This is a genomic window from Petrimonas sulfuriphila (assembly GCA_038561985.1).
GTDB classification, from domain to species: Bacteria; Bacteroidota; Bacteroidia; order Bacteroidales; family Dysgonomonadaceae; genus Petrimonas; species Petrimonas sulfuriphila.
This window is the reverse complement of sequence record CP073276.1, coordinates 1,636,765-1,652,823: the sequence shown is the minus strand read 5'-3', so window position 1 is coordinate 1,652,823 and position 16,059 is coordinate 1,636,765. Positions and strand designations below refer to the sequence as shown.

General features: G+C 42.0%; 17 protein-coding genes. 11 read left to right on the top strand and 6 right to left on the bottom strand.

Going from position 1 to position 16,059, the window contains the following annotated elements; genetic code table 11:
• Positions 1-15: 15 nt before the first annotated feature.
• Complete coding sequence (locus KCV26_06835) at positions 16-1,560, bottom strand: PglZ domain-containing protein (GenBank protein ID WZX38079.1); 1,545 nt, start codon at positions 1,558-1,560, stop codon at positions 16-18.
• 190 nt (positions 1,561-1,750) lie between these two features.
• Here KCV26_06835 and KCV26_06830 point away from each other — a divergent pair, with 190 nt between their 5' ends.
• The 4 genes from KCV26_06830 to mscL all read left to right on the top strand — a co-directional run bounded on the left by KCV26_06830 (position 1,751) and on the right by mscL (position 5,162).
• Positions 1,751-2,389, top strand: coding sequence for a DUF1080 domain-containing protein (locus KCV26_06830; protein ID WZX38078.1), 639 nt, complete (start codon positions 1,751-1,753; stop codon positions 2,387-2,389).
• A 20-nt stretch (positions 2,390-2,409) separates the two neighbouring features.
• Positions 2,410-3,639 carry an ornithine--oxo-acid transaminase gene (gene rocD, locus KCV26_06825; GenBank protein WZX38077.1) on the top strand — a complete coding sequence of 410 codons (1,230 nt, stop codon included), beginning with the start codon at positions 2,410-2,412 and terminating at the stop codon, positions 3,637-3,639.
• A 132-nt stretch (positions 3,640-3,771) separates the two neighbouring features.
• Complete coding sequence (locus KCV26_06820; GenBank protein WZX38342.1) at positions 3,772-4,650, top strand: amidinotransferase; 879 nt, start codon at positions 3,772-3,774, stop codon at positions 4,648-4,650.
• A 95-nt stretch (positions 4,651-4,745) separates the two neighbouring features.
• Positions 4,746-5,162, top strand: a complete 417-nt coding sequence (gene mscL, locus KCV26_06815; protein WZX38076.1) for a large-conductance mechanosensitive channel protein MscL — start codon at positions 4,746-4,748, stop codon at positions 5,160-5,162.
• Positions 5,163-5,218: 56 nt separating this feature from the next.
• Here the strand turns inward: mscL and KCV26_06810 are convergent, their stop codons facing one another.
• Entirely contained in the window at positions 5,219-5,986 is a 768-nt protein-coding gene (locus KCV26_06810; protein ID WZX38075.1) for a TIGR03915 family putative DNA repair protein, read from the bottom strand.
• A gap of 7 nt (positions 5,987-5,993) precedes the next feature.
• Positions 5,994-7,256 (bottom strand): putative DNA modification/repair radical SAM protein, encoded by a 1,263-nt coding sequence (locus KCV26_06805; GenBank protein ID WZX38074.1) that lies wholly within the window; start codon positions 7,254-7,256, stop codon positions 5,994-5,996.
• A gap of 221 nt (positions 7,257-7,477) precedes the next feature.
• On the opposite strand from KCV26_06805, the gene KCV26_06800 reads away from it, so the two are divergent.
• The 3 genes from KCV26_06800 to KCV26_06790 are packed head-to-tail and all read left to right on the top strand — an operon-like array spanning position 7,478 to position 8,847.
• Entirely contained in the window at positions 7,478-7,873 is a 396-nt protein-coding gene (locus KCV26_06800) for a hypothetical protein (GenBank protein ID WZX38073.1), read from the top strand.
• A gap of 9 nt (positions 7,874-7,882) precedes the next feature.
• The gene (locus KCV26_06795) at positions 7,883-8,440 is read left to right on the top strand and encodes an RNA polymerase sigma factor (GenBank protein WZX38072.1); all 558 of its coding nucleotides are present in this window, start codon (positions 7,883-7,885) and stop codon (positions 8,438-8,440) included.
• A 14-nt stretch (positions 8,441-8,454) separates the two neighbouring features.
• A complete protein-coding gene (locus KCV26_06790) occupies positions 8,455-8,847 on the top strand; it encodes a hypothetical protein (protein WZX38071.1) in 393 nt (130 codons plus the stop codon).
• 17 nt (positions 8,848-8,864) lie between these two features.
• Here KCV26_06790 and KCV26_06785 read toward each other — a convergent pair whose 3' ends face one another.
• The 3 genes from KCV26_06785 to KCV26_06775 form a co-directional block, all read right to left on the bottom strand.
• On the bottom strand, positions 8,865-9,737 hold the full coding sequence (locus tag KCV26_06785; protein ID WZX38070.1) for a polyphosphate kinase 2 family protein: 873 nt from the start codon (positions 9,735-9,737) through the stop codon (positions 8,865-8,867).
• Between the two features lie 292 nt (positions 9,738-10,029).
• Positions 10,030-11,154: a Fic family protein gene (locus KCV26_06780; protein ID WZX38069.1), complete on the bottom strand. Its 1,125-nt coding sequence runs from the start codon at positions 11,152-11,154 to the stop codon at positions 10,030-10,032.
• Positions 11,155-11,224: 70 nt separating this feature from the next.
• On the bottom strand, positions 11,225-11,419 hold the full coding sequence (locus tag KCV26_06775; GenBank protein ID WZX38068.1) for a hypothetical protein: 195 nt from the start codon (positions 11,417-11,419) through the stop codon (positions 11,225-11,227).
• 511 nt (positions 11,420-11,930) lie between these two features.
• On the opposite strand from KCV26_06775, the gene KCV26_06770 reads away from it, so the two are divergent.
• The 4 genes from KCV26_06770 (at position 11,931) to KCV26_06755 (ending at position 15,507) form a co-directional block, all read left to right on the top strand.
• Complete coding sequence (locus tag KCV26_06770; GenBank protein WZX38067.1) at positions 11,931-13,376, top strand: site-specific integrase; 1,446 nt, start codon at positions 11,931-11,933, stop codon at positions 13,374-13,376.
• A gap of 307 nt (positions 13,377-13,683) precedes the next feature.
• Positions 13,684-13,983 carry a helix-turn-helix domain-containing protein gene (locus KCV26_06765; GenBank protein ID WZX38066.1) on the top strand — a complete coding sequence of 100 codons (300 nt, stop codon included), beginning with the start codon at positions 13,684-13,686 and terminating at the stop codon, positions 13,981-13,983.
• Between the two features lie 15 nt (positions 13,984-13,998).
• The gene (locus tag KCV26_06760) at positions 13,999-14,496 is read left to right on the top strand and encodes a hypothetical protein (GenBank protein WZX38065.1); all 498 of its coding nucleotides are present in this window, start codon (positions 13,999-14,001) and stop codon (positions 14,494-14,496) included.
• Between the two features lie 48 nt (positions 14,497-14,544).
• Entirely contained in the window at positions 14,545-15,507 is a 963-nt protein-coding gene (locus KCV26_06755; protein WZX38064.1) for a hypothetical protein, read from the top strand.
• Positions 15,508-16,059 lie beyond the last annotated feature (552 nt).

Here is a 16,059-nt window from a genome sequence, read left to right as displayed (position 1 = left end):
CCTTTTATTTTTTATTTACTTGGCTTGCAACGTTACCAGCGGAACAATCATCTCTTCCATGGAAATTCCACCGTGCTGAAACGTATTTTCGTAATACGAAACATAGTGGTTGAATTGATTCGGATACACGAAAAAATCGTCGCCAAGAGCAAAAATATACCTTGTACTGATGTTTCGTGAGGGTAAGCCTACTTTTTCGGGATGGGTAACGCTAAACACTTTTTTGGGATCGTATGACAGGTGCCGACCCACTTTGTAACGCAAACTGGTATTGGTATTTTTTTCACCTTCCACTTTTTGCGCATGACGCACACGGATAGTCCCGTGATCAGTGGTAAGCATTACCCGGTATTTTTTTTCCGATATCTTTCTCAACAACCCAAACAAAGGCGAATGGCGAAACCACGAACGCGTTAGCGACCGGTAGGCCGGCTCGTCGGGTGCCAACTCACGGATCATTTTCGATTCGGTCCGTGCATGAGAAAGTATATCTATAAAATTAAAAACTACCACATTCAGTTCGTTGTGTTCCAGTCCGGCAAAATTTTGCACAAGCCTTTCCCCTTCAGTATTTGAATTGATCTTGTTGTATGAAAACCGCTCCTTTCGCCTGAATCTTTCCAGTTGTGAACGAACCAGCAGTTCTTCCGACAAATTCTTACCCTCGTCCTCAACTTCATCCACCCACAGTCCGGCAAACTTTTTCGACAGCTGCAACGGCATTAACCCCGAAAAAATGGCATTACGGGCGTATTGGGTTGCGGTGGGCAAAATACTGAAATAAGTATCTTCGGTATATGTAAAATAATCCGACACCAGGTCTTTGATCACCAGCCATTGATCGAACCGGAAGTTATCGATCAGGATAAAAAAGAGTTTTTCACCCTTATCCAACACCGGAAAAACCCGTTGTTGAAAAACTTCATTACTTAGCAATGGGCCTGATCCAGCATTCAACAGCCAGTTTTCGTAATTTCGTTTCACGAACTTTCCAAATCCGGCGTTTGCTTCCGTTTTTTGCACGGTCAGCAGTTCCTGCAGCGGATGTTGCAAAAGAGCTAATTCAACCTCCCAGGAAACAAGTTTTTTATACAATGCGGCCCAACCTTCTGCCGAACGGCAATTATTCATTTCACCGCTTAGCCGGCCAAACTCCTCCCGGTAATGAATAGTGTTTGTTTCACTGATTATTTCGTTTTTCTCCAGTTTTTTTTTGATGGTCATCAGGATCTGATTGGGATTGACCGGCTTTATCAGGTAATCAGCAATTTTCTTGCCGATGGCCTTGTCCATAATACCTTCATCCTCACTTTTTGTGATCATCACTACCGGCAGTTCCGGATGAGAAGCAGCAATCTCGGAGAGTGTCTCCAAGCCCGTCAATCCGGGCATGTGTTCATCCAGGAAAATGATATCGTAAACCGAGCTCCGGCACATCTCAATAGCATCACGACCGCTATTCACGGTATCCACCCCGTACCCCTTTTCTTCCAAAAAAAGGACATAAGGTCTGAGTAGGTCAATTTCGTCGTCCGCCCATAGAATGTGCGCTTTTTTCATTTTTCCTTTAATGATTTACCTGCAGAAAATTGAGCAAAAATATGCATTTATTGCCTATCTCACAATCATTTTTTGCTTTTTTAGGACTATATCCCGTATCGTCCGTCTTTTATTACCCAAACCTGTCTATATTCTCAGCAATTTTACTTAACTTTGTTAACAAGATATCAACCATCTATTTATACAACAAATGAAAAAGACAAATCTACTTGTATTTGCAGTATTAATTGTTCTTGCTTCAGGCTGTGCGCAAGACAACGGAAAAATTTTCAACGGAAAAGATTTATCGAACTGGAACTTTGTCGTTGAGAACGATGCTGTTCCGGGAGACCAGGTGTACGCGGTAAAAGACGGACAAATCTCTATAAAAGGGGAGCCGTTGGGTTATATGTACACGAAAGAAAAATACGTCAACTACACCCTGGAACTGGAATACCGTTGGGCTGAAGAGGCCAGTAACAGTGGGATTTTTGTGCTGATCGAGGATCCTAAAAACCCGTTCGCCACAGGTGTTGAAATACAACTGGCAGCAGGCAAGGCTGGCGACTTTGTATTGCTCGCCGGATCCGACATGAAGGAGTATACGCTCCCGGAAGGTGTGACGGAACGTCCGAAATTCCCAGTCATCCAGAAAAAACGACCTTCAAGCGAAAATCCCGCCGGCGAATGGAATAAAGTAAAAATTACCGTTCAGGATGGAGTGGTAGACGTTTATGTGAACGACGTGCATCAAAACACGGGAACCGGACTGGTTAAAGAAGGAAACATCGGGTTGCAGAGTGAAGGAAAAGAGATTCTATTCCGGAACCTGGTCCTGACCAAGATGTGAAGTAATCAAAATCACTCTTTATGTTAATCACAGAAAAAGCACAACAATTTATCAATCAGGAGGACAGATTCGGGGCGCACAATTATCACCCGCTGCCCGTAGTACTGTCAAGGGGGAAAGGTGTATATGTCTGGGATGTTGATGGCAAAAAATACTTCGACTTCCTTTCCGCCTATTCTGCCGTGAATCAGGGACATTGTCACCCGAAGATCGTGAGGGCACTGACCGAACAAGCGGAAACATTGTGCCTTACTTCGCGCGCATTTTATAACGACTGCCTGGGCCCGTACGAAGAGTTTGTCCACCGTTACTTCGGTTACGACAAGATGTTGCCCATGAATTCGGGAGCAGAAGCCGTTGAAACCGGATTAAAACTCGCCCGAAAATGGGGTTACCTGAAAAAAGGAATCCCCGAAAATGAGGCCATTATTGTCGCTTGCGAAGGAAATTTTCACGGACGTACCATTACAATCGTTTCCCTTTCCACCGATGGGGAAGCCCGTGCCGAATATGGCCCGTACACGCCGGGAATTGAGGTCATCCCCTACAACGATGTGGATGCTCTCCAACAGATTTTCGAAGTGAAAGGCGATAAGATAGCCGGATTCCTCGTTGAACCCATTCAGGGTGAAGCCGGTGTTTTCGTTCCCGATGACGGATACCTGAAAGCTTGTAAACACCTCTGTGAACAGCACAACATACTGTTCATCGCTGATGAAGTGCAAACCGGAATCGCCCGCACAGGCAAGCTTTTGTGTTGTGACCACGAGGGAATTCGTCCCGACATCGTTATTCTGGGTAAAGCCATCTCTGGTGGCGTTATGCCGGTTTCTGCCGTGCTTGCCGACGACGAGATCATGATGACCATTAAACCCGGCCAGCACGGATCTACTTTTGGAGGATTCCCGATTGCCTGTAAAGTAGCTACTGCTGCGCTGGAAGTGGTAAAAGAGGAAAGGCTGGCGGAAAAAGCAGAGTACCTGGGAGAGATCTTCCGCAACGAAATGAGGAAGATTGACAGTCCGTTTGTACACCAAGTCCGCGGAAAGGGATTGCTCAATGCCATTGTTATAGAGCCTCACAACGGCAAGGAAGCCTGGGATGTTTGTCTGAAGATGGCCGAAAACGGTTTGTTGGCAAAACCCACACACCAACACATCATCCGCTTTGCCCCCCCGTTGGTAATCACGGAAGAAGAAATCAGGGAAGCAATTGAAATTATTAAGGAATCAATTAAAATGTTGGAGTAAATAGATTGAGAAAGATTGAGAAAGATTGAAAAAGATTGAGAAAGATTGAAACCGTCCTTAATCAATCTCAGTCAATCTGCTTCAACCTAATTCAATCTTATTATTGTTATGCAAACAACGTCAAGGATATTGATGGTCCGTCCGGCCCGGTTCGATTTTAACGAAGAAACGGCAAAAAACAACTATTTCCAGCAAAAGACAGGCCAGGAAGGAGTGTCGGAAAAAGCGCTGGAGGAGTTTGATGCCTTCGTGAATCTACTCCGGAGAAACGACGTGGAGGTGTTTGTCATGCAGGATACGGAAGAACCCTGGACGCCCGACTCCCTGTTTCCCAACAACTGGTTCTCCTCTCACCTTTCGGGGGAGCTGGTTCTTTACCCCCTGTTTGCCGAAAACCGCCGCCGGGAGAGGAAGCCACACGTGCTGGATTTCCTGCGCCGGAAGATGAACCACACTAAACTTATCGATCTCACACCGTGGGAGGAGAAAGGCGAGTTTCTGGAAGGTACGGGGAGCATGGTCCTTGACCGCGACAAACGGATTGCCTACTGCTGCCGCTCCCCGCGGTCGTCGGAAAAAGTGCTGGCTGATTTTTGTTCACGAATGAATTTCGATGCGGTGGTTTTTGATGCCGTCGACAAAAACGGAAACCTTATCTACCATACGAACGTGATGATGGAGGTAAGTACTCAGGTTGCCGTTGTATGCCTTGAATCAATAAGGAACGGGGAGGAACGCCAGAAAGTGGAATCGAGACTGAGTGCAACGGGAAAAGTTATCGTGGAGATCTCCCCGAACCAAGTGGAACATTTTGCAGGGAACATGCTGGAGTTAAAGAGCAGGAACGGAGCTCCCCTGATGATCATGTCGACTACTGCCCGGAAGTCGCTGACGATGCAGCAGGAAAAGACTATTTCGACCTATAATAAAATTCTTTCGCCTGAACTTACCACTATCGAAACCAACGGCGGTGGCTCTGCCAGGTGTATGATTGCGGAACTATTCCACTGATAAAGAGTGAAATTTATCGATAAAAACCATATATTCACATTTTTTTGTTTTCTTTGTGATGAAATGGAAAATTAACCTTTTAATAGATGAGTATTATGTCATTCAGAACAGAGCTTAAGGAATTTTTAATGCGCGGCAACGTAGTGGATATGGCCGTGGGTATTGTTATCGGAGCTGCTTTCGGCAAGATTGTCACCTCTTTTGTTAACGACATCCTGATGCCGCCCATCGCTATGCTGGTCGGTGACAGCAAGTTTGCCGAGCTGAAAGTGGTTCTTAAAGAAGCGGTCATGAGCGGAGCAGACGTTGTTGCCCCGGCGATAACGTGGAATTACGGCGCGTTCATCCAGGCGGTTGTTGACTTTGTGATTGTGGGCACAGCTATCTTCTTGGTGATCAAAGCCATGAACTCAATGAAGCGTAAAAAAGAAGAAGCTCCGGCTGCAGCTCCGGAACCCACCAAGGAAGAAACGTTGCTGACCGAAATCCGCGATTTGTTGAAAAACAAGTAAGAAAAGTCCGGGTAACTTTTTTGAACCGCCGGGCCGCCTATTGGCCGGGTGGTTTTTCACTGCATCTCCGTCAGGTACCTCCAGTAACGACGGGGCATGTGCTGCCGTTGCAGTTTCAGATTGATGCGCTCCTTAATAGTCGTGCTTTTAAAATATTCTTTCCACATTTGCTGAAAAAATGTTTCATCGCTAGAAAGTTTTTCTTCGTCGAGAACCCCGAGTCTTAAATCCGAGAGGTCCTTCTGCGAAAAGGAAACCTCAACAACGGACCGTGTATCGTAATACAAGCCGGTGTTGCGGTTTGTGTCGTAGATAATCCAAGGCTGGCCGGCATACCGGGATTGAAAATGCGAAACGATCAACGAGAGCACATCGTAACGCGGTGATACAGGAGCGAAATAAATCCCGTCGGCCGTTTCCTGAAACCGAACGAATTGTCGAAGCTGTTCGGCTTCTTTAGCTACTTTTTGCGCAATTTCTTTAATACGAAGCACATCGTCGTCGCCAAAATTCATTTCGACCCCCTCCGGATGGTCGATATTCTTACGAATGTAGCGGAAAAGCAACATTTCGGTTTCAGGTAATTCCGACAGCCAAACGCTTAACATCATGTTCTGCGCAATTTTCGAAAGTTTTTTTTCCAGTGCTTTCCATACACGTAGCGATTTTTCCTTTTCTGTAATTATACGATATTGCTCGTCAACGAACAACGGCTTTTGATCGGATTCCGAAAGGATAAAATCGGGAAATTTCTTCTGCTCGTATGCGAAAAACACGCAGGAGAGAAGGCCGTCGAAAGTTTTATCGTAGGTAAAAATTATCATTGTGCTATCACTCTCCCCAGTTAATCGAATACTGCAACAAATCTGCAGCCTGTTTTTTCTGTTTTTGGGAAACCTGTCGACGGACATACTGAGGTGTGAGTTCGTTCACGGTGCGCATTGGCAGTTCGCGGCACACGATGAAATACTGTGCCCGTTTCATCACTACTCCCATTTTTTTCAGCTGAACCGAGTTTAACCGCCCGTATCTTCGAGAGGCGACAATGAGTTTCGCTGATTTGACCCCGATTCCCGGCACACGAAGGATCATCTCGTAGGGAGCCGTATTTATATCAACAGGGAAAAAAGCGGGATTACGCAACGCCCAACCCATTTTTGGATCGATGTCCAACTCAAGGTCCGGATGTGCATCGTCTACGATTTCACTGGCCTTGAACTGGTAAAAACGCATCAACCAATCTGCCTGGTAGAGACGGTTTTCACGAACCAAAGGCGGTGTCGCGATGATCGGTAGCCGGTTGTCGTTTTTATTTACAGGAATATACCCTGAATAATAGACGCGTTTAAAAGAAGGGCGCTTATACAGGGCAGAAGCCAGCGTCAGTATCTGCTTATCGGAGTCCGGCGTAGCACCAATGATGACTTGTGTACTCTGCCCAGCAGGCACAAACTTAGGGGCAGAACGAAACTTCCTGCGGTCTTCCGCGCTTTCAAGCATCCCCTGCTGAATAAAGCGCATGGGCGCAAAAACACTTTCGTAATCTTTCTCAGGCGCAAGCAATTTCAGATTCTGTTCCGATGGGATCTCGAGGTTCACGCTCATCCGGTCTACATACGTTCCCGCCCGGGCAATGAGTTCCCGGCTTGCACCCGGAATACTCTTCATGTGGATATATCCGTTAAAACGATGTGTTTCGCGCAACAACCTCACCACACGAAGCATCTGTTCCATCGTATAATCGGGGTTACGCATAACGCCCGAACTCAAAAAAAGGCCTTCGATGTAATTTCTCCGGTAAAACTCAATAGTCAGTTCAGCCAATTCCTCGGCTGTAAAAGCAGAGCGCACGACATCGTTACTGCGCCGGTTGGAACAGTATGCGCAGTCATAAATACAGTGATTGGTCAGGAGTATCTTAAACAACGAGATGCACCGCCCGTCGGGAGTGAAGCTGTGACAAATGCCCCAGCCGGCGGCTGTGCCTATCCCATTCTTCACGCTTCCGCGGGAAGTTCCGCTCGATGCACACGACACATCGTACTTGGCGGCATCGGCAAGGATCTTCAATTTATCGAGCGTCTTTTCGTTCATGTCGGGGTTGCGAATTATGCTTTACAAAGAAAATAAATAGAAATGAATCCCACGAATTCAAAATCATAAAAATATTTGTCTTGTTGATAAATATTTCAACAACCTGATTTTCAAACAAAAATTAATCTTATTAAAAATATTTTTCTATTTTTGTAACCGAATGTTGTTTTCCTCTGTCTTATGGATGTAAACAAATTATTCACTTTTAAAAAATTGTAATTATGGAAGAATTATGGGTGCCAATCATAGCTATTCTCTGTACAATCGGGTTACCGGTTGGTTTCGGGATGTATTTGGGGTTAACCTCCATCAGGGCAGAGCACAAAGAACGAATGGACCTTATTCGCCAGGGGATAATCCCCCCGGAGCGAATGAAAAAGAAAGCCAATCCCAACCGGCTGGTATCTCTCAGAAACGGGATCGTACTTATTGCACTGGGTATTGGAGTAATCGTAGGGTTTCTCTGTTCGGAAAACCTGACTATCGGTCATGATAATGAATTCTGGATCATTGGAGCAAGCATTGTCTTCTTCCTCGGTTTGGGATACCTGACCTATTTCCTCGTGACGCAAAAAATGGCGATAGCCCAACCAAGAGAAGAACCCGAACAGGAATAATTTACCGCGATGAACGAGAATGAGCGTGTACAACAGGTGCTTTCGGGCAAAACTTCCGCGTTCACGTACTTCGTCGAAACCTACCAGGACATGGCGTTTACCATCGCCCACCGGGTTTGCGGCAATGTACAGGATGCGGAAGACGTTGTGCAGGAAAGTTTCGTAAAGGTATACCGCAACCTGCACACGTTCAGGAACGAAAGTAAATTCTCTTCGTGGCTTTACCGCATTGTATACAACACGGCAATAACGCACTCTAAATCAAAACTATGGTTGTACGACCAGGAGACGTCACTTTCGAACGTCCAGGAGATCTCGGATTTCGATACCGAAACGCAAATCATCGATTCCGAACGAACCGAAGCCGTCGCCAATGTGTTGAACAAGATGTCGAAAGGCGAAGCGCTGCTGCTTACGTTGTACTACCTGGAAGACAATCCGGTAAAAGAGATTGCCCGGATCACCGGACTGAATGAATCCAACGTGAAGGTGAAACTGTTCAGGGCCAGGCAGTCATTCAAAGAGTTATATGCAAGATATGAACGGGTCATACCCGATTTACAATAAAAACGAAACCGATCATGAACGAAAAGAACAACATAGTGCACGACGATGAGGAGTTTATCCGCGGAATGATGCAGGAGGCAAGAATGAAAGCACCTGAAAACCTGAAATACAGAATTATGCATCAGATTGAAACCGAAAACGCCCTCAAACCCCAACAAACACCGGTGAGACTAAGCGAACGGAAAGTACTTAAAGATTTCGTTGGCATTTTCGGACTGATGTATGCCGTTCTGGCTGCTCTAATCGGTGGGGCTTACCTACTCAAGGGAAAAGAGTTTGCCCTCTCTTCCGGATTTCTCTGGACGGTTATTCTTGTTGCTTTTGTTTTCAGCTTCTTCTGGCTGATGACACGGGTAGATGAACGACTGAATGACAAGAGAAAAGGGAATCATATCCCTTCAAAATAGAAAGAGGCCGGTCCGATCTATTCGCTCATTAATTGCTCCCGTGCCCTGGCGAGCACTTCGGGTGACTCTGCAGGAGGATAGTGAAGGTCAAGCGATTTAAACAATTCCAGAATTATATCGCCGACAGCAACACGGGCAAAAAATTTCTTGTCGGCAGGAATCACGTACCACGGAGCATAGGGTTTCGACGTTTTTTCCAACATCTCTTCAAACGCTTCATCGTACTTATTCCATTGCGAGCGGGCCTGCAAGTCGGCAGAACTGAATTTCCAGTTTTTATCCGGCTCGTCAAGCCTTGCGAGGAAACGCTCCTTTTGTTCTTCTTTCGATACGTTGAGGAAAAACTTTAAAATGCGCATGCCGTTGTCGTACCAGTGCTTTTCAATAGCATTGACAGCCGCGTAACGGTTTTCCCAAAATTGTTGATCAATCTCATCTACAGAACTGTACCCGGGGATACGTTCATTGAGAATCCACTGGGGATTTACTTTGGTGGCTAACACGTTCTCGTAATGTGAGCGGTTGAAGATCTCAATCATCCCCCGCTCAGGCAACGCCCTGTAGTGGCGCCACATGTAATCGTGTTCCAACTCGTTCTTCGTGGGAGTCTTGAAGCTGTGCACCCGGCATCCCTGGGGATTGATGCCCGACATCACGTGACGGATAACCCCGTCCTTTCCCGCTGCGTCCCGCGCCTGCAAAATGATTAACAACGAGTAGCGGTCATCGGCGTAAAACATCTCCTGCAGGTCTTTCAGTTGCTTGATGTTGTTTTCAATCTCTTTTCTGGCAGATTTCTTATCGAACCCGCCATCCTCGGAGGTGGCAAAATTCTTCAGGTTCACTTTTGAACCGGGCTTTACCTTAAATTTACCGTAATCAAAATCCATTTTTTGGGCAGTATTAGCGCCTACCGGATATCCGGAGACTTCGGTTTTTATTCAATATCCACAAAGTAAATAAAAAAAAGAATGTAACGGCAAAACTCGACGGAAAAAGATAAATCTGACTGTTTGAGAAGTTTGTCCTTACCAGATGATAGAAACAGGCGGTTTTTATTTATAACCGATTGCCTGTTTCGTATAACCAGACTGCGGTTGTCAAAGCTAAAATTGATACTATCGGAATTTTGATACTGTTTCCTTTCAATTTCTCCTACTTTGCTCATGGTTGGATTTATTTTTAATCTTCAAATAAGTTTATATAATCTTCAAACAGGTAAATCCTTCCTCTTTCAGCGCCAGTAATCTCTTTGATTACCTCGGCTTGTTCCAGCGTTTCTATCAGTTTGTAGGCTGTTCGTGGTGATTTGTCAATTACTTTTGCCACTTTTTGTGCGTCGATGGTCGGGCGGTTGTAGAGATAGTCTATCACTTTGTAGGCATCGCCGCTTCGGTTTCCAAATTCTTTCAGTTTGCGGTCAATCTCTTTTTGCAGCATCATGATACCGTCAAAAGTAGTCACTCCTTTTTTCGCAGTTTCGATGATTCCGGTCAGGAAAAACTTCAACCATTGATTCATATCGTTATGCGTGCGTACCCGCATTAAATTATCGTAATACAACATTCTATTACGCTCAAAAAAATCGGATAAATACAAAATCGGTCGTTTTAATATCCCTTTGTCCACCAAATAAAGCGTGATAAGTAATCTGCCAACACGTCCATTGCCATCCAAAAAGGGATGGATGGTTTCAAACTGATAGTGAATAATGGCGGCTTTGAGCAAATCCGGCAAATGATTCAGTTCGTCGTGGGCAAATTTTTCTATATCCGACATCAATTCAGCAACAGAAGTATGTACGGGCGGTACAAATACGGCATCATTTATAGTAGCTCCGCCTATCCAATTTTGACTGGTGCGGTATTCTCCCGGTTGTTTCTGTTCACCACGAACACCCTGAAGCAATACTTTGTGCGTTTGCTTGATAAGACGGCTCGAAAAAGGTAATCTGTGCAGCTGCAAAACTGCTTCGTTCATGGCAAGAATATAATTTTGCACTTCTTCCCAGTCGTCGCGTTTTTCTTTTTTTATCTCATCTTTATCTAAAAAAATCTCCTCCATATTGGTTTGCGTACCTTCGATTTTTGACGATTGAATAGCTTCTTTGGCAATATGCATCTGAATGAACAGGTCTATATTGACGTACTGAGAATACATATCCAACCTCCCAAGATGCCTGTCTGCCTGACTAAGCAGGCTGAGCAGATGCATATCGTCAACCTGCCAGCGCCTGTTAATAAAGCCGGGTTGAAAACTTTTATAATATCCCTGATTGATATATTTGCCGGAAACAAAGTCTTTCATAAAATAAAATGTATAATTAGAATCCCTCTTATTATACAAAAGTAGACAAAAAGTATAATAGTGACAAAATTTATTTTATGTTTTTCATAAAAAGTAAAATAAGCTGGATGTTAGTATACTTTGGTGTATCTTCTGCTACCGTACTATACGATTCATATTCTGCTACCAGCCGTATTCTTCCGGTAAGCAGTTCCTGCATCATTCCTTGTTTGATGAGTTCTGTTTTTTGCAAACGCTTTTCCAACAATTCAATATCTGAATCCATATCGGAAAGGATTTGGTATATGTAAATGCAAAATTTTATCGTCCCAATATCTATATTTCAAGTCAAAAAGGTCGATTGATTTTTTTAATCTATATGATGTAAACTCATTAATGAAATTTTGTAGGCGAGTAATGATTGCTTCCATAGCATAATTATTGAAATGATTAAAGGCTAAAATAAGGATAAAAGGAAAGATATGGGTATGCGATTGATTTAAAGCTATTTAAATCATATCTCTTGATTTCTTTGCCGTCCTTTTGGCGCTCCGAAAAAGAATCCGCTGACAATCAGTCGATTATCAGCGGATTCTTGTACTCGGAGCGGGACTACAAAATGTAATTTCAGTCTCTTTTCGATTTATCATAACTGCATATTATATTGATATTTATCAGTTTTAAAATTCAATGCAAATGTAATAAAATGTATTTAAATAAAGAAATATTGCCAGTAAATTGCCAGTAAAATTATTTAATGTAGTATATTTGTATCAGGATATTAAAATGATAGAAATATGGCTACTTTCAGATTTGAAGTAAATTCAAAGCCAAACAGGCAAGGCAAATTTACAATATTTCTTTGCATTACTTCACAGGGAATAAGAAAAAGGATAAAAACCACAGCTGAAATTTCAAACAGGGATAATTTTAATTTTGAAGCAAAGAACCAAAAATGGATCAGATCAAAAGAACCACAGTATAAAAAATTAAATGAAACCCTATCCGATGAATTAACCAATGCAAGGCAAGTCTATTCTGATTTGAAAAAAGAAGGCAGGGCTACTTCCGAAAATATTGCTTCCAAAATAAACTATGTAGAAAAAACATTCTCTTTCTTTAAATTTGCGGATGATTTTGCACAAGAAACATTTGATGCAGGGGACTATAACACATACAAGAAATATAATACCTTTTTAAATAAGTTGAAATTCTTTGTTAATGGCAGGAAGCCCGATGAACTGATAAAATACAAGGGGAAAGAGCTTCAGGAAGTTTTATCCAAATTCAAAAAAGACCTGAAATTTGATGAAATTACACTGGCATTTCTAAATAAATTCAAGGCATTTTTGCAAAAACAGCCAAATTCAAGAAATCCGAAATTAACACTACACCCCAACACAATCAGTAAACAACTGGATCAGTTTGCAAGCCTTTACAACAAGGGAATTAAGAACCTTTGGGGAGAAGGGCTGAAAATTGATTACAACCCCTTTAATGACTTTGAGCACACCACAACCCCCACCACTAAGGAAAAACTGTCTTATGAAGAAATAAGGACTATTCAGGCACTTAAACTGGATCAGGGGACAATGTTATGGCATTGCAGAAACTACTTCTTATTTGCATTCTATTGTGCCGGAATAAGGGCTGGGGATTTGATACAGTTAAGACAATCGGACATAGAAGAAGGAAGGCTGGAATATAAAATGGGAAAGAATGAAAGACAGAAATCTATCCGGTTACTTCCCGAAGCACTGGACATTCTAAATTTATACATGAATTTGGATAAACCTAATACAAATTATATTTTCCCTTTACTGGACAATAATGCTACTTATGCTATTGCAACCACACAAGAAGAAAAGGAACAGCTTCCGGCACAAGTCAAGAAGAAACTACTTCAGCAAGTAAACAGCAAAAACAGCCTAATAAATAACTATTTGCAGGACATTGCCAAACTGGCCGGGATTAATAAGAAACTTACATTTCACATTGCCCGGCACTCATTTGCAAACATTGCCCGGCAGAAGAAAGCAAATGTTTACGACATAAGCAAGGCACTGGGACACTCTTCCATTAAAATAACAGAAACATATCTTTCCAACTTTGACACAATAAGCCAGGATGAAACAATGGACAAAGTATTTAATTCAGATACAAAGGAAGAGATATTGGCATTACTGGGAAAAATGAAGCCTGAAGAAATGGAAATCCTAATCGGGAAGATCAGGGGGACATAAACTTCAACCCTCTTTATTGTATGTAAAAAACATAACAATTCTTATGCTAAGGGAATAATCAGCCTGGATTATTTCAGGAACTTTCCATTAATAACCCATCAGCACCAAACAACACATTATAATAAATCTGACACTCTGCAACATTTTCTATTCATTTTCATTACTTTAAAAACATTTATTTGTATATATCTTACACTTTTCATTTTGTTGAAAACTTTTAGGCAAACAAATTGTAATTCCTAAAACCCCTTATTATATTTGTTTTATTACATCAAAGCATCAAACATAAAAAAATTCAATTCACAAAATGCATACACAAAACAATCAAAGTTTTTTAATCACAGTTGTCCCACAAGACTGGCTGGAAGAAATGAAAGAAGGGCTGGAAGAAATGAAAAGCCTTATCATCAAACAGAAGGAAACAGAATTTGGGGAACAATGGATCGAAAGTCCGAAGGCAAGGCAAATGCTGGGAGTAAGTGCAAAGACATGGCAGACCTACAGGGATAACAGGATCATTCCCTTTTCACAATTTGGAAGGAAAATCTATGTTAAAAGGCAGGATTTGGAAGATTTTTTGCAAAGCAATTACATACCAGCTAAATAAAAGGAGGATATTAAAATGATTGATTTTTTTGAAAAGACTTTGAAACAAGCCACCTATGAATTAAAAGAGGGCACAAATTCAAGCTATTACAGGCAGTCTGGAACAACTATTCTTCCGAATAGGTTATCTATCAGCAAGGACAATGAAATGGCTAAAACAGCCTTAAAGGGGCGCAATATGATGCACCAAATAACAGGGCAGATGATAGGCACTTTCACAAAGAAAGAAACTTCAATCCTGAAGCAGTTTAAGCCCTATGTATGCAGAACACAAATTTGGCAAATGGATGACTACCCTTTATTTATCGGATATGGGACAATTGGAATATCCAATGAAAAGGGGAGGATTGACAGAAATTCCGATACTGGGGATTTGGTTGTATTTTACACACCGGACAGGGGAAAGACTATTCAAATATTCTTCTTCCCGGCAATGGAAAAAAAGCTGAATGAAATAATGAAATTTTTATCTGAAAAATATCTGTATAAAACAGATTTTCCTGAAGCAGCTTAAAACATAAAGGGGGATGCTTCACAGCTTCCCCTTTTCATTGGATATTAAATGATTGATTTTATTGAAATAACCAAACATTTGCAAGGCAAAGATAAGCCATTTCTGGGACATTTACAACCGGAAGCAGTTTATTCTTCAGGCTGGCAAACTTATTCCATTACAGGTTGTGAAAATATGGAATTAAGAGTGAATGAAACAACCGGGCTAATGAATTTGAAAGGAAGTGTAATGTACTTTTGGAAAGGGCACAATTTCACCTTTTCAAAAGTTGAATTTATTGAAGGAATTAAGTATTTGGAAAATCTTATCCGGCTTCCTTTATTTGATGCTACAGTAGATAAGTTTGAATATGGAACAATTATTCAGACAGAAAAAAAACCTAAGGAATATATACAACACCACAGGGAGGGAAAAGGAATGAAGCTATATTCCAACCCTAAAGACAAGGGGCATTTTAAAGCCTTTTCCGACACCAATACAAGACTTAAAATGTACGATGCAAGCAGGAATATAAAGATGAAACAGGGGCTTCACAGGCAACAAATAATTGCAGAAGCTGGCTGGACTTCTTCAGGCAATTTTCTGAAATGGGAAGCACATTATTTGAAGCCACATATTATTCTTAACAAAGGAATTGGAATAAGGCTGGCTGATCTTGTGAACCCAAACTGGGAAAATATATTCAAAGAAGATTTATACTTACAATATCAAAGACTAATTCCAATGAAATCATTAATAATTCCGATACACAAGAAAGACCTAACTACACAAGACATTCAAACAAGGTTTAATGCTGAAAGGGGAATAAATGAAGGCATGACACTGGAAGAGATCAGGAAAGAAATGTACCAGTACATTAATTCCCTTCCCGATGAAGTACTAAGCAAGGCAGATAAAGACCACCGGAAAAGACAGACCAAAGCCATACTGGATAAGTTGAAGCTGGCAGATAAAAGCCAATGGGACTTATCAGACAAGCTGGCAGAAGCACTGCACAATACTGGATCATAAGGGGGGATCATTTATTGAAGACCTGATTTAAGAAACAAACCTCTTCCCCCTACCTTTTCTTCAATGGACATATTTTCAGGCAATGGGGGTATGTTAAAATCAACCTTTCCTATTTTGGGGGGGGGCTTAATTTATGCAATAAAACTCAAAGATGAAGTTTAATATTATTAAGAAAAAACAAATTGAAATCGGGCGTAAATCGGCGGTGAAACGGCGGTGAAAACCTGACAAAACCTGAAATCAGAACCTTGCATTATGAATAAAAAAACAACACAAAAAACAATGAAAGTTGCAATAAAAAAGGCAGAATTGCCAGTAAGTTGCCAGTAATTAAAAACAATAAAGCCCTAACATACTTATATATCAGGACTTTATTTAAAATCAATCGTACTCGGAGCGAGTACCCAACCCCTAAAACAAGGGAAGGCAAAAGCAATCATAGCACTAAATATCAATTCATTATGATTTTCCATTATTTTCCGATTTTGCCAATTTTCACCCTTTTTTGTCGGTTTGGGCGCCCCCTGGGCACCCCAGAATTCCAGATTTAAT